Origin of the sequence: Hydrogenophaga sp., assembly GCF_011390835.1 — a bacterium.
In the GTDB taxonomy this organism is placed as follows: domain Bacteria; phylum Pseudomonadota; class Gammaproteobacteria; order Burkholderiales; family Burkholderiaceae_C; genus Hydrogenophaga.
In genome coordinates this window covers 100206-112992 of sequence record NZ_JAABRQ010000004.1, presented here as the reverse complement: position 1 = coordinate 112992, position 12787 = coordinate 100206, and the positions used below count along the sequence as shown (strand labels likewise).

Annotated in this window: 11 protein-coding genes; 4 read left to right on the top strand and 7 right to left on the bottom strand. The window is 67.5% G+C overall.

Annotated elements, in window-relative coordinates:
• Positions 1-80: 80 nt before the first annotated feature.
• From GPT34_RS04425 to GPT34_RS04415, 3 genes are read left to right on the top strand one after another with little or no spacing between them, the layout of a single operon-like run.
• Complete coding sequence (locus tag GPT34_RS04425) at positions 81-2012, top strand: SLC13 family permease (protein ID WP_291010043.1); 1932 nt, start codon at positions 81-83, stop codon at positions 2010-2012.
• Positions 2009-3661 carry a magnesium transporter gene (mgtE, locus tag GPT34_RS04420; protein WP_291010042.1) on the top strand — a complete coding sequence of 551 codons (1653 nt, stop codon included), beginning with the start codon at positions 2009-2011 and terminating at the stop codon, positions 3659-3661. Before GPT34_RS04425 ends, mgtE begins: the two co-directional genes overlap by 4 nt.
• A 30-nt stretch (positions 3662-3691) precedes the next feature.
• Positions 3692-4579, top strand: a complete 888-nt coding sequence (locus GPT34_RS04415) for a mechanosensitive ion channel domain-containing protein (protein WP_291010041.1) — start codon at positions 3692-3694, stop codon at positions 4577-4579.
• A gap of 5 nt (positions 4580-4584) precedes the next feature.
• On the opposite strand, the gene GPT34_RS04410 is transcribed toward GPT34_RS04415, so the two are convergent.
• A complete protein-coding gene (locus GPT34_RS04410; RefSeq protein ID WP_291010040.1) occupies positions 4585-5910 on the bottom strand; it encodes a sulfatase-like hydrolase/transferase in 1326 nt (441 codons plus the stop codon).
• 14 nt (positions 5911-5924) lie between these two features.
• Positions 5925-6893 (bottom strand): tripartite tricarboxylate transporter substrate-binding protein, encoded by a 969-nt coding sequence (locus tag GPT34_RS04405; RefSeq protein ID WP_291010039.1) that lies wholly within the window; start codon positions 6891-6893, stop codon positions 5925-5927.
• A gap of 113 nt (positions 6894-7006) precedes the next feature.
• On the opposite strand from GPT34_RS04405, the gene GPT34_RS04400 reads away from it, so the two are divergent.
• On the top strand, positions 7007-7483 hold the full coding sequence (locus tag GPT34_RS04400; protein WP_291010038.1) for a MarR family transcriptional regulator: 477 nt from the start codon (positions 7007-7009) through the stop codon (positions 7481-7483).
• Positions 7484-7496: 13 nt separating this feature from the next.
• Here GPT34_RS04400 and GPT34_RS04395 read toward each other — a convergent pair whose 3' ends face one another.
• The 5 genes from GPT34_RS04395 to GPT34_RS04375 form a co-directional block, all read right to left on the bottom strand.
• Entirely contained in the window at positions 7497-8573 is a 1077-nt protein-coding gene (locus GPT34_RS04395) for a calcium/sodium antiporter (RefSeq protein ID WP_291010037.1), read from the bottom strand.
• A gap of 69 nt (positions 8574-8642) precedes the next feature.
• Positions 8643-9614, bottom strand: coding sequence for an ornithine cyclodeaminase family protein (locus GPT34_RS04390; protein WP_291010036.1), 972 nt, complete (start codon positions 9612-9614; stop codon positions 8643-8645).
• Positions 9615-9649: 35 nt separating this feature from the next.
• Positions 9650-10378, bottom strand: a complete 729-nt coding sequence (locus GPT34_RS04385) for an ABC transporter ATP-binding protein (RefSeq protein WP_291010035.1) — start codon at positions 10376-10378, stop codon at positions 9650-9652.
• 4 nt (positions 10379-10382) lie between these two features.
• The gene (locus tag GPT34_RS04380; RefSeq protein ID WP_291010034.1) at positions 10383-11573 is read right to left on the bottom strand and encodes an ABC transporter permease; all 1191 of its coding nucleotides are present in this window, start codon (positions 11571-11573) and stop codon (positions 10383-10385) included.
• Entirely contained in the window at positions 11570-12778 is a 1209-nt protein-coding gene (locus GPT34_RS04375; protein WP_291010033.1) for an efflux RND transporter periplasmic adaptor subunit, read from the bottom strand. Before GPT34_RS04375 ends, GPT34_RS04380 begins: the two co-directional genes overlap by 4 nt.
• Between the last annotated feature and the right edge of the window lie 9 nt (positions 12779-12787).

Here is a 12787-nt window from a genome sequence, read left to right as displayed (position 1 = left end):
CAAGCTCCCGGGCACGCCCGCTTCGCCTTCGCGGCGCAACCCCCCACCGGTCTGATACGACCCCTTGCCTTGCGCACCTCATGCAGAACGATCAGCTCCTCATCCTGACCATCCTGGCCGTCACGGTCGGGATGTTCCTCTGGGGGCGCTGGCGGCACGACATGGTGGCGATTGGCGCTTTGCTGGCCTGCGTGGTCACGGGCCTGCTGCCGGCGAGCGAGGCGTTTCAGGGTTTGGGTCATCCCGCGGTGGTGTCGGTGGCCTGTGTGCTGGTGCTCAGCCGTGGGCTGCAGCTCTCGGGGGCGGTCGATGTGCTGGCGCGCCACGCGCTGCCCAAGAACGCCGGCACCACCTTCAGCCTGCTGGCGCTGGTGGGGTTGGGCGCGCTGCTCTCGGGCTTCATGAACAACGTGGGCGCCATGGCGCTCCTGATGCCGCTGGCGATCCAGCTTGCGCGCCGGCTGGACATCGCGCCCGGCCAGGTGCTGATGCCGCTGGCCTTCGGCACCATCCTGGGCGGCATGACGACGCTGATCGGCACCCCGCCCAACCTCATCGTCTCGGCTTTTCGGGCTCAGAGCGGGTCCGGTAGCTTTGCCATGTTCGACTTCACGCCGGTGGGTCTGGCCGTGGCCGTGGCCGGGGTCGCCTTCGTGGCGCTGATCGGCTGGCGGCTGGTGCCGGTGCGCAAGGAAGCGGGGCTGGAGGGTTTCGAGACCGGCGCCTACCTGACCGAAGCGCGGGTCGTCGCCGAGAGCAAGTCGCTGGGCAAGACCTTGCGCGAGCTCGACCCGGTGCTCGACGAGGTGGGGGCGCAGGTGGTGGGCATGGCGCGCGACCACATGCGTGTGATCGCGCCGAATCCGGGGCGGCGCTTGCGCGAGGGCGATATTCTGGTGTTGGAGGCCGAGGCGGAGTCGCTGTCCAAGCTGCTGTCCGAGCTCGGACTCAAGCTGGAAGAGGCGGTGCGCCCATCCGAGCCTGCTGACGAGGGGCAGGATGGCAAGGCCAACGAGACCGAGGGCGCCGCTCCGAAGGCGCAGCCGGCGCGAAAAGGCGGTGACGCCTTGCAGCAGATTCATATTGGCAAGAACGGCCAAGAGGCCACCGACAGCGAGAAAGACAAGGACAAGGACAAGGATGACGGCGCCTCGCGCGACATCGTGCTGATGGAGCTCGCCGTGCGCCCCGGCTCGATGCTGGAGGGCCGTTCTGCCACCGACATCCAGCTGCGCAGCCGCTTCGGCCTGAACCTGCTGGCGGTGTCGCGCCATGGCACGCGCTCGCTCAAGCGCCTGCGACTGATGACGCTCAGGCCTGGCGATCTGTTGTTGATGCAGGGTCCGCCCGATGCCATCAACGATTTCGCCGCCGACATGGGCTGTGTGCCACTGGCGCCCCGCGCCTTGCAGATCCCCAGCGTGCGCAAGGCTTGGATCGCCGGCGCCATCATGGTCGGCTCGGTCGGCGCGGCGGCGTTTGCGCTGCTGCCCACGGCGATCGCGTTTGCGCTCGGTGTGCTGGCCTCGATGGCGCTGCGCACTGTGCCGCTGCGCTCGGTGTACGACGCCATCGACTGGCCGGTGATCATGCTGCTGGGCGCGCTGATCCCGGTGGCCTCGGTGATGGAGACCACCGGCACCGCGGATCTGATCGCGCGCGCGTTGCTGGAGAGCGTGGCGCAGGGCAGCCCGGTGGGTGCGCTGGTGCTGGTGTTGCTGGTCACGATGTTCCTCTCAGACTTGATCAACAACGCCGCCACCGCCGCCGTGATGTGTCCGATCGCCATCGGCACCGCGGCTGCGCTCGGGGTGAGCGCCGACGCGTTCCTGATGGCGGTGGCCATCGGCGCGTCCTGCGCCTTCCTGACCCCGATTGGCCACCAGAACAACACGCTGATCCTCGGCCCCGGCGGTTTTCGGTTTGGTGACTACTGGCGCCTGGGCCTGGTGGTCGAGGTGATTGTGGTGGCCATCAGCGTGCCGCTGCTCTTATGGGTTTGGCCGCTATGAACAGCGAACACACCACCCACCAGCCGCGCGCTGTCACCGACAGCGAGCACATCATCCAGGCGCTGGCTGAGGGCAAGAACAAGCGCGTGCGCAAGCTGCTCGCCCGCCTGCACCCGGCCAAGATCGCGGCCCTGATCGAGCGGCTGGATGGAGAGCGGCGCGACGCCCTCTGGCAGCAGGTCGATGGCGCGCTGGAGCAGCGCATTCTGCCGCACCTGCGCGCCGAGCCACGCAAGCAGCTGCGCGAGCTCGACCTGGAAGACGCCGAGCCGGTCGGGCTGGTCGATGGCGATGCGCTGCCGGTCCAGCCGCACAACGTGCAAGGCCACCTGCAGGCGGTGCGCGAGGCGCTGGCCGAAGGGCGGCTCAAGCGGGTGGGCAAGCTGCTGCACCGCACCCACCCGGCCAAGGTGGCCGGTCTGCTCGAAGCCCTGCCGCCCGATGAGCGCCGCGCGGTCTGGAGCATGGTCGAGACCGAGCGCGCGGGCAAGGTGCTGACCTTTCTGCACGAAGAAATCTGCGCGGCGCTGGCGCAAGACCTTGACCCCGATGACCTCGCCGCCTCCGTGCAGACGCTGGCGCTCGACGACCTGGTCGACCTGATCCAGAGCCTGCCCAGTGAGATCGGCGCGCGCCTGATGGCCGCCACCGGCGGCAGCCGGCGCCAGCAGCTCGAAGCCCTGCTGTCTCACCCGGAAGATTCGGCTGGTGGCCTGATGAACGCCGACCCGATCGAGGTGCGTGCCGATGTGCGCGTGGGCACGGTACTGCGCTATCTGCGCCTGCTTGACGAGCTGCCGCCGCAGACCGACATGCTGATGGTGGTGAATCGCGAGGGCATTTACCAGGGGGGATTGCGCCTGAGCTCGCTGGTCACAGCCGACATCCACACGCGCGTGTCGGACCTGATGCACACTGATGTGACCGGTATTCCGGTGGACATGCCCGCGGCTGAGGTCGCGCAGCTCTTTGAGGACCTGGACCTGCTCTCGGCGCCAGTGGTCGATGCCGACCATCGCCTCGTAGGCCGCATCACGGTGGACGACGTGGTCGACCGCATCCGCGAAGAAGCCGACCGCTCGGTGATGCAGATGGCCGGCCTGAATCAGGAGGCCGACATGTTCGGCCCGGTGTGGGCCGGCTCGCGCAGCCGCGCGCTGTGGCTGGGCATCAACCTCCTGACCGCGTTGCTGGCCGCCGCCGTCATCAGCCGCTTCGAGGCCACGCTGGAGCAGCTGGTGGCGCTTGCTGTCCTCATGCCCATCGTGGCCAGCATGGGTGGCATCGCCGGCAGCCAGACGCTTACCCTGGTGATCCGTGGCCTGGCGCTGGGTCAGGTGCAGAAAGGCAACCTGCGGCTGCTGTTCTCGCGCGAGATGGGCATTTCGGCCATCAACGGCTTGCTCTGGGCGGTGGTGATCGGCGCGCTGGTGTTCGCCTGGTTCGGCAGTCCCATGCTGGGCGGCATCATCGGGGCGGCCATCCTGATCAACCTGCTGAGCGCTGCGCTGGCTGGCGTGGGCATTCCGCTACTGCTGCACCGCATGGGCATCGACCCGGCGCTGGCCGGTAGTGTCATCCTCACCACGGTCACCGATGTCATGGGCTTCTTCGCCTTCCTCGGCCTCGCCACGCTCTGGCTGCTCTGAGCAGCCGCCGAATCATTGGGAGAACAGACCATGGACATGCTCTCCGATACCTGGGCCTGGCTGCAAAACGCCATGGCCTGGCCCATCATCCAGACCACCGAATTCCGCATCAGTGCCGGCTCTCTGGCTGCGCTGGTGGTGCTGGTCCTGCTGCTGTTCTGGACCAGCAAGCGCCTGCAGCACTGGCTCAGCGAAGGCCCAGTGCTGCGCAAGCGCCTCGACCCTGGCGCGCGCCTGGCGGTGGCGGCGGTGGTGCGCTACACCGTGTTGCTGGTCGGCCTTCTGGCGATCGTGCAGACCGTGGGCATCGACCTCACCACCTTCAATGTCATGGCCGGCGCCATCGGGATCGGTGTCGGTTTTGGCCTGCAGAACGTGGTCAGCAACTTCATCGCCGGCCTCATCATCATGTTCGAGCGCCCGGTGAAGATCGGCGACCGCATCGTGGTCGGCGGCGTGGAGGGCAATGTGGTCGACATCGGCGCGCGCAGCACCACGGTGCTGGACAACGACAACATCGCCGTCATCGTTCCCAACTCCAAGTTCATCACCGAGGACGTGATCAACTGGAAGTACAACGACGACAGTGTGCGCTTCCATGTGCCGGTGAGCGTGGCCTACGGCACCGACGCGCAGCTGGTCAAGCGCGTGCTGCTGGAAGTGGCCCAGATCGATCCCGACGTGCTGGACACCCCTGAGCCCAACGTATGGCTCAAGGAATTCGGCGACAACGGCGTGGTCTTCGAGCTCATGGTCTGGTCGGCCAGTCTGGTTGACCGCAAGGGCCGGCTCATCAGCCAGCTCAACTACGCGATCTACGAGCGCTTCAACGCTGAAGGCATCGAGTTCCCGTTCCCGCAGCGCGACCTGCACATCAAGGGCGGGGTGCTCGGCATCCGGCAGGTACCAGCCGAATAGCGTCCTCAGCGCTGCGGCATGTCTTTCGCGCCGTAGCCTAAACTGATCGTCGCGTCCTCGGGAATCGGCGGCAGGCCGGCATCCCAGGCCAGCCAGCGCTCGCGCATGGCTGCCAGGCGCTCGGGCTCGCGCCGTGCGAGATTGGCGCGCTCGCGCTCGTCGGCCGGGATGTTGAACAGGTATTCAAAGCCGTCGACCATCAGGTACTTCCAGTCGCCCTCGCGCAGCGCGCGCTGGCCGCGGTGGTTCATGCGCCAGTACAGCGGGCGTTCGAAGTGGTGGGTCGGGTCGCGCAGCAAGGCACTGAGCGACACGCCGTCGAGCGGGTAGTCTGGGTGGGGCTGGCCAGCACCCTCGGCCAGCAGGGTGGTCGACCAGTCCATGGTCATGCAGTGCTGGGCGCTGACGCCACCGGGGGGGATGACTGCGGACCAGTGCGCAATCCATGGCACGCGGATGCCGCCCTCGGTCAGGTCCATCTTGCCGCCCACCAGTGGCCAGTTGTCGGAAAAACGCTCACCGCCGTTGTCGCTGGTGAAGACGATCAGCGTGTTTTCCAGCAGGCATTCGCTGCGCAGCGCGTCCACGATCCAGCCGATGCCTTCGTCCATGTGGTGGATCATCTTGCGGTAGCTGTGCAGGTTGCCGCCGTCGAGATGGAACAGGTTTTTCGCCACCTCGGGCGCAATGTGGGCGTCGTCACGCGTCTCCCACGGCCAGTGTGGCGCCGTGTAGTGCAGGCTGAGGAAAAAAGGCTGGCCCGCTCTCGCATCGGCCGCGCGTTGGTGCACATGGTCGACCGCTCGCTTCGAGAACACATCGGTCAGGTAGCCCACTTCCTTGTGCGTCTCTTCACCGATGTAGAGGTCGTGGTCGCCGGCGGAGGAGCAATGGGTGAAGTAGTCCACGCCGCCGGCCATGATGCCGAAGAACGTGTCGTAGCCCGAGCGCTGCGGACCGAAGTGTGGCGGATAGCCCAGATGCCACTTGCCGATCAGCGCGGTGTGGTAACCCGCGCCTTGCAGCAGGGACGGCAGCGTCGGGATCTCGGGCGGCAGGCCCAGCGTATCGCTGCCCTTGCTGCGGCTGTTGATGGGCTCTTCCAGCGCACCGCGCAAGCGGTACTGGTAGCGCATGGTCATGAGCGCAAAACGCGTGGGCGAACACACGGGCGAGTTGGCGTAGCCCTCGGTCAGCCGAAGACCGCCGGCGGCCAGCGCGTCGATGTGGGGCGACACCGGCCCTTCAGGCCGCGGCCGCGCACCGTAGCACCCCAGGTCGGCAAAGCCCAGGTCGTCGGAGACGATGAAGACGATGTTGGGGCGATGCATGGCCGCCGGCATGCTCAGGGCTTGAATCCTGACTTTTGCACCACCGGCGCCCACTGGGCGCGGTAGGCGGTGAGCATGGCGCGGGTCTGTGCGGCGGTGCTGGCCACCGGGTCGAGCTTGGCTTCGGTGAAGCGGCGTTGCGTTTCAGGGTCCTTCATCACCTCGGCAATGGCGGCCGACAACTGGGCCACGCTCGCGGCCGGCATGGCGGCCGGTGCAAAAAACGCGTTCCAGCCATCGGCGGCCAGTTTCAGGCCGGCTTCGTTGAAGGTGGGCGTGTTGGGTGCAAACGGCGAGCGCTGCTTGCCCGATGACGCCAGGATGCGCAGCTTGCCGCCGTCCTGCTGCGGCAGCAAGGTGTCCAGCGTGTCGAATGCGACGGGGATCTGGCCGCCGAGCAAATCGTTGAGCAGCGGGCCCGAGCCCCGGTATCCCACCACCTGGCCTTTCACGTTGGCCTGCTCGGACACCATCAGCGCAAAAAAGTGCGGCAGGCTGCCGGTGGCGGGCACGCCGAAATTGGCCTTCTCCGGGTTGGCCCGCAGCCACGCCAACAGGTGGTTGAGTTCGCGCACCGGCACCGCGCTGCTAACCGCCACCGCAAACTCGTACTGGCTCACATGCGAGACCGGCTGGTAGTCTTTTTCGGGGTCGTAGCCGACATCTTGGTAGATCAGCGGCGCCACCACCATGATGGCGGGGTTCGCCAGCATCAGCACGTTCTGGTCGGCCGGTGTGCTGCGCAGCTGTTGTGCAGCGAGCCGCCCGCCGGCGCCGGCCTTGTTCTCCACGATCACCGGCACGCCCAGTTTAGGCGTGAGCTTTTCGGCCACGATGCGGGCCACGCGATCGGACGAGCCGCCCGGCGCATAGGGCACGACCAGGCGCAGATTGCCTTGCAGGGGTTGGGCGGCGGCGGGCAGGCTCGCGATGGCGCTGAGGGAGGCCAGGGCGGCGGCGAGCAGGGTGCGGCGAATGATCATGATGGGTCTCCAGGTTGGGGCAAGTCCTAGGCAGGTGACCCATGCTAGGCACTCACAATCAATTGCGGAAATCAATTGATCTGGGTGTTTTCCCGAGCTCTTTCCACCAGCCTATGCCCCAAGCGACCGATGACCGCCTGAGCGACCCATTGCAGCTGGCCGATCTGCTGCTCTACCGCCTCTACCGCTTACAGGCGACGGCCAGTGGACGGGTGGTGCGCCTTTGCGAAGCCGAATATGGCCTCACCCGGCGAGAGTGGCGGGTGCTGTCATTCTTGTCGGCTCACGAGGGCGCGCTCTCCAGTGAGCTGGCCGACCACGCCATGCTGGATCGGACACGCACCTCTCGCACGCTGACCCGGCTGGACGAAAAAGGCCTGATCCGCCGCCAGCCCAGGCCGTCCGACCGGCGCGAAGTTCATGTCTCGTTGACTGAGGAGGGCCGCCGCATCGCCACCGAGCTCTTTCCCAGGGTGGTCGAGATCAACCGCGCGCTGATGGCCGGTCTGAGCGCCACCGAGCGCCGGCAGCTTGATGCGCTGCTCGTCCGCCTGCAGGCGCAGGCCGACTCAGCGACCTCGTCAACCTGAGTGACCGCAGGCCTCAGGCCTTGCCGGTGCTCCGCACCATGGCCACCACCATGGCGATCACGGTCAGCGGCAGCACGAAGCTGGTCATCGCGGTCGCATACAGCGGCAACGAAGCGCTTTGTTGCGCCAGCAGCACCAGGTAGCTCACATAGGCCACGTAATAGAACAGGAACACGCCGCCTTCCCAGCGCGCGATTTCGCGCCCGGTCATGAACACCGGCAGGCAGGCTAGGGCCACCGCCACCATGACCCACATGTCAAAAGCCATCACCGAAGCCGGAATCACCAGCCCCGCACTGCCCGCCGCCATGCCCGACAGGCCCACGCAGCCCAGGATGTTGAAGGTGCTGCTGCCCACCACGTTGCCCACCGCGATGTCGCGCTCGCCCTTGATGGCGGCCATCACCGAGGTGGCGACCTCGGGCATGGAGGTGCCGGCGGCCACGATGGTGAGTGCGATCACCACATCGCTCACGCCCAGCGCCTTGGCAAAGATCACCGACGCCGTCACCAGCCAGTTCGAACCCAGCACCAGAAAGGCCAGACCGATCACGATCAGGCCGATCTGCACCGGCAGGCGCTCGTCCCAGCCGCCTTTTTCCGCCGGCTTGAACTCCGCCGCGTACTCTTCGTTGGCTGCCCGAGTCTCGCCGCGCGACTGCACGATGAGGAACACGGTGTAGGCCAGCAGCAGGGCAAACAGCATGGCGCCGTCGAGCAGGCCGACGTTGCCGTCGAGGGCGAACACCAGCAGCAGCAGCGAAGCGCCCAGCATGATGGGCACTTCCTGGCGGATCAGCTGGATGTTGACCACCAGGGGCGTGATCAGTGCGGACAGGCCCAGGATGAACAGAACGTTGAAGATGTTGCTGCCCACCACGTTGCCAATGGCGATGTCGGTCTTGCCTTCAAGCACAGCGCCCACCGAGACCGCCATCTCCGGCGCGCTCGTGCCAAAGGCGACGATGGTCAGGCCCACCACCAGCGGCGAAATACCGAACGAAAGCGCCAGCTTGGACGCGCCGCGCACCAGCAGCTCGGCGCCACCCACCAGCGCCGCCAGGCCTCCGAGAAACATCAGAATGGTCATGAAAATCCCGGGAAAGAGCGAGCGCGTTACCGCGCCAAAAGATCTGGGAGATGTACCGGCCGGATCGGTTCAGGCCGGCTCGCCGCGGCGTGAATCGTAAATCAGAACCGCTGCTGCCAGATCTTCCAAGGCCGTGCCCACCGCCTTGAACACGGTGCGCTCGGCGGCGCTGCGCCGGCCGGTGGCCACGCCCTTGCACAGCGTGGTCAGCGTACCGCGCACATCGGTCTCGCTCAGCACGCCGTGGGCGATCGCCACCAGCAGCTCGCCGCTTTTCTTGAGCGCTTCGTCGGTGTCCACGAACACGCGCGCCTGCTCGAAACACGCATCGTCGGCCTCGCGCATGGCCGGCGTGAAGCTGCCGATCAGGTCCAGGTGCGAGCCTGGCGCCAGCCAGGCACCGCGCACCACCGGCTCCGTGGCGAGCGTGGCGCAGCTCACGACGTGGGCCTCGGCGCAGGCGGCCTGCAGGTCGGTCGCCGCTTCGGCCTGGAAGCCCTCGGTCTTCAACAGGCGGGCGAGCTTTTGCGCTTCTTCCGGGCGCCGCGCCCACACCGTCACCTGTTCGATCTTGCGCACCGTGCGCCAGGCCGCTGGCAGCAGCCGCGCCACCTGGCCTGCACCCACCAGCAGCAGGTGGCTGGCGTCTTCGCGTGCCAAGTAGGAGCCGCCCAGGGCGGACGCGGCGGCGGTGCGCCGCGCGGTGATCTGGTCGCCGTCCATGTGGGCCAGCGGCACGCCGGTGCGTGCGTCAAACAGCAGGTAGCTGCCGTGCAGGCCCGGCAGGCCACGCTTGGCGTTACCCGGCGCGATGTTGACGATCTTCACACCGTAATACCGCCCCGGGATCCAGGCCGGCATGATGAGCGAGGTCATGCGCCGGCTGGCGATGTCGCCGCCGGCATCGCTGAGCGGGCTGGTGATTTCATGCACATGACGCGCCGGCGTTTCCACGCCGCTGGCGAAGCGCTCCCGGATGGCGGGGATCAGGCGATCAAAGGGCAGGGCGGTCCGGGTGGCATCGGCGTCAAAAAAGTGCATGGGAGGATGGTAGCCGCCCGGCGTGACCGTTCCACTCAGGCAACCGGCTCCAAAGCCCGCCCTTCCCCGACTTCTTCCACGGTTTGCCCGTCTCGGATGTGGTAGATGCGCTTGAAAGTGGGGATGATTTTTTCGTCGTGCGTGACCACGATGATGGCCGTGTTCGCCTGGCGCGCCATCTGGTTGAGGATGCGCATCACGCCCAGCGCGCGTTCACTGTCCAGCGGCGCCGTGGGTTCGTCGGCCAGGATCACCGGCGGGCGGTTGGCGAGGGCACGTGCGATCGACACCCGCTGCTGCTCGCCGCCCGAGAGCTGCGAGGGTTCGGCCTTGGCGCGGTGCTGCACGTCGAGCGCGGTGAGCAGTTCCAGCGCCCGCGCGCGGGCTTTGGCGTTGGGCATCCCGGCCAGCATCGGCAGTAGCGCCACGTTGTCCGTGACGTCCAGGAACGGGATCAGGTAGGGCGCCTGGAACACGAAGCCAATGCGGTCGCGCCGCAGCTCGCGCAGGTCTTTCACCTTCCAGCCGTTGTCGTAGATCAGGTCTTGGCCCAGCGTCATGCGCCCGCTGGTGGGCTCGATGATGGCGCCCAGGCATTTGAGCAGCGTGCTCTTGCCCGAGCCGGACGGACCCACCAGGCCGACCACCTCGCCGGGGCCGACCCGCATGTTCACGTGTTTCAGCGCTTCCACCGCCGTGTCGCCGCTGCCGTAGACCTTGCGCAGGCCTTCGATCAGGATGCCGCCTGAGAGGGAGGTGCTCATACCGTCATCCGATCGCCGCACCGGGGTCGACCTTGAGCGCGACCCGGATCGCCAGCGTGCTGGCCAGGGCGCAGATCACCAGCGTGGCCACCAGCCCGGTGATGGCATCGCTTGGCATCAGCAGCACGTATTTGGGGAATGCCGGTCCCCAGGTCGTGGCCGCCACCTTGCCCACCGCAAAGCCGATCAGACCCAGGCCCAGCGCCTGCTGCAGGATCATGCCGGCGATGGTGCGGTCGCGCGTGCCGATGAGTTTCAACACCGCGATCTCGCGCAGCTTGCCCATGGTCATGGTGTAGATGATGAAGGCGACGATGGCCGCGCTCACGATGGCCAAGATCACCAGAAACATGCCGATCTGTTTCGCCGAGTTGGCGATCAGCTTGACCACCAGGATGTCTTCCATACCGGCGCGGGTGTAGACGCTCAAGTGCTTCCAGCGCCGGATCGGCTCGGCCACGCGCTCCGGCGCCATGCCCGGCTCGGTCTGCACCAGCACCGCGTTCACGCTGCGGCTGCTGGTCTGCAGACCCTGTACAGCCTCCAGCAGGCCGGGGCTGCCGGGTTTGTTGAACACAGGGTTGGCGGCGGTGCGCGCGCGGTCGTTTCGGATGGCGTCGTTGTCTTTCAGAAACTGCGTTTCCTGCGCGTCTTTCAGCGGCACGAACAGCATCGGATCGCCTCCGGAGGAGACCATGCGCCGCGTCAGTCCGACCACGGTGTAGTCGTGCCGGCGGATGCGCACCCGGTCGCCAAGTGCAAACCCGGTCTTGATGTCGGCCACCGCCTCGTAATGGCTGCGCGTGAGGTGGCGTCCGGCGAGCAGGTAGCCTGGCGCGCCCGGCTGGTCGGGCTCGATGCCGACCACCATCACGCGGCTCTCCACTCCACGGTGCTGCACCTGCATCGTCAGGTAGGTCACGTTCGCCGCCGCGGCCACGCCGGGCATGCCGCGCACGCTCTTCACCACGTCGTCCTTGATGCTGGAGGCCTCGGCGTACGGTCCCTGCGTGTCTTTCTGCACCACCCACAGGTCGGCACGGCTGTTGGCCAGCAACGCGTGGGCGTCGTCCACCATGCCGCGGTACACGCCGGCCATGGTCAGCGTGACGCCGATCAACAGCCCCAGCCCCAGCCCCGTCAGCACGTACTTGCTCCACCCATGCAGGATGTCGCGCCCGGCCAGGCTGATCACTTTGCCGCTCCCGTGGAGTGCAGCGTGTCCACCACCGTGATGCGCGTGTTCGCCTGGATCGCCTTTTCGCTGTACAGGACCACCTGGTCACCCGCCCGCAAGGCATCGGGTTCAACCGGCGCCACCAGCACCCGGCCGTCGGGGCTTGCCGCGCCCAGCCGCACCGCCACAAAACCCAGCGCGCCGTCCTGCAGCCGCCACACGCCGCTGCCGCCGGCCTGGCTGTGCAGGGCTGCGTTGGGCAGCACCAGGCCCTCGTTGCTGGCGGGCAACTGCAGGCTCACTTCCGCCATCTCGCCGACCGAGATGCCTGCCGGCACTTCGTCAAACGCCACCTGCGCCAGCCGCTCTTCGGTCACCGCATCGGCCACCGGTTCCACCCGTGCCACCCGTCCCGCGAAGGTTTCGCCAGGCCGTGAACGCAGCGCGATGCGCGCTACCAGCCCCGGTGCCAGGCCCGCCGAGCGCCCCTGATCCACCCGCAGCGCCACCCACAGGCTGGCCGGGTCGATCAGCCTGATCACCGCCTGCCCCGCCACCACCGTGCTGCCGGCTTCGGCATCGCGGCTGGACACCATTGCGACGGCGGGTGCCACCAGCTTCAGGCTGTTGCGTTGTTCGCCCAGCGCCGCGCGCTCGGCGCGCAGGCGGTTGAGGTCTTGGGCGGTGGCTTCCAGGTTGGCCTGCGCGCTCTGCAGGCCCGCATTGGCCGACGCCATTTCCTGTGTGCGTGCCTCCAGCGCACCGGCGCTGATGAAGTTTTGCCGCGCCAGATCCTGGTTGCGAGCCAGATTGGCCTGTGCCAGCGCGCGCCGCGCCTGGGAGTCTGCCAGCTGCGCCTGCGCCGCGGCCCGGTTGCTCTGGCCGCGGGCCAGCGAGGCGTCCAGCGCCGCCAACCGCTGATCCAGATCCACCGCGTCCATCTCCGCCAGCGCCTGGCCGGCCTGCACCTGTTCGCCCACATCCACCCGCACCGCCAGTACCCGCCCCGGCGTGGTCGGCCCCACCATCCAGCTGCGGCGCGCCTCGATCTGGCCGATGCCAAACACCTCGGGCGCGACCGTGCCCGTGGTCACCGCCACCGTCTGCACCTTCACCGGCGCCAGCGGCCCGGTGCGCAAGGCCACCCAGGCCAGCGCGGCGATCAATCCCAGCGCCAGGGTGCCCAGCAACAGGCGGCGGATGGTGTCGGCAGAGGTCTTCATGAGGGAGCT

Excerpts from the sequence above, each read along its gene's own strand:
- GPT34_RS04425 (WP_291010043.1), top strand. The coding sequence starts at position 81 with ATGCAGAACGATCAGCTCCTCATCCTGACCATCCTGGCCGTCACGGTC.
- mgtE (WP_291010042.1), top strand. The coding sequence starts at position 2,009 with ATGAACAGCGAACACACCACCCACCAGCCGCGCGCTGTCACCGACAGC.
- GPT34_RS04415 (WP_291010041.1), top strand. The coding sequence starts at position 3,692 with ATGGACATGCTCTCCGATACCTGGGCCTGGCTGCAAAACGCCATGGCC.
- GPT34_RS04410 (WP_291010040.1), bottom strand. The coding sequence starts at position 5,910 with ATGCATCGCCCCAACATCGTCTTCATCGTCTCCGACGACCTGGGCTTT.
- GPT34_RS04405 (WP_291010039.1), bottom strand. The coding sequence starts at position 6,893 with ATGATCATTCGCCGCACCCTGCTCGCCGCCGCCCTGGCCTCCCTCAGC.
- GPT34_RS04400 (WP_291010038.1), top strand. The coding sequence starts at position 7,007 with ATGCCCCAAGCGACCGATGACCGCCTGAGCGACCCATTGCAGCTGGCC.
- GPT34_RS04395 (WP_291010037.1), bottom strand. The coding sequence starts at position 8,573 with ATGACCATTCTGATGTTTCTCGGAGGCCTGGCGGCGCTGGTGGGTGGC.
- GPT34_RS04390 (WP_291010036.1), bottom strand. The coding sequence starts at position 9,614 with ATGCACTTTTTTGACGCCGATGCCACCCGGACCGCCCTGCCCTTTGAT.
- GPT34_RS04385 (WP_291010035.1), bottom strand. The coding sequence starts at position 10,378 with ATGAGCACCTCCCTCTCAGGCGGCATCCTGATCGAAGGCCTGCGCAAG.
- GPT34_RS04375 (WP_291010033.1), bottom strand. The coding sequence starts at position 12,778 with ATGAAGACCTCTGCCGACACCATCCGCCGCCTGTTGCTGGGCACCCTG.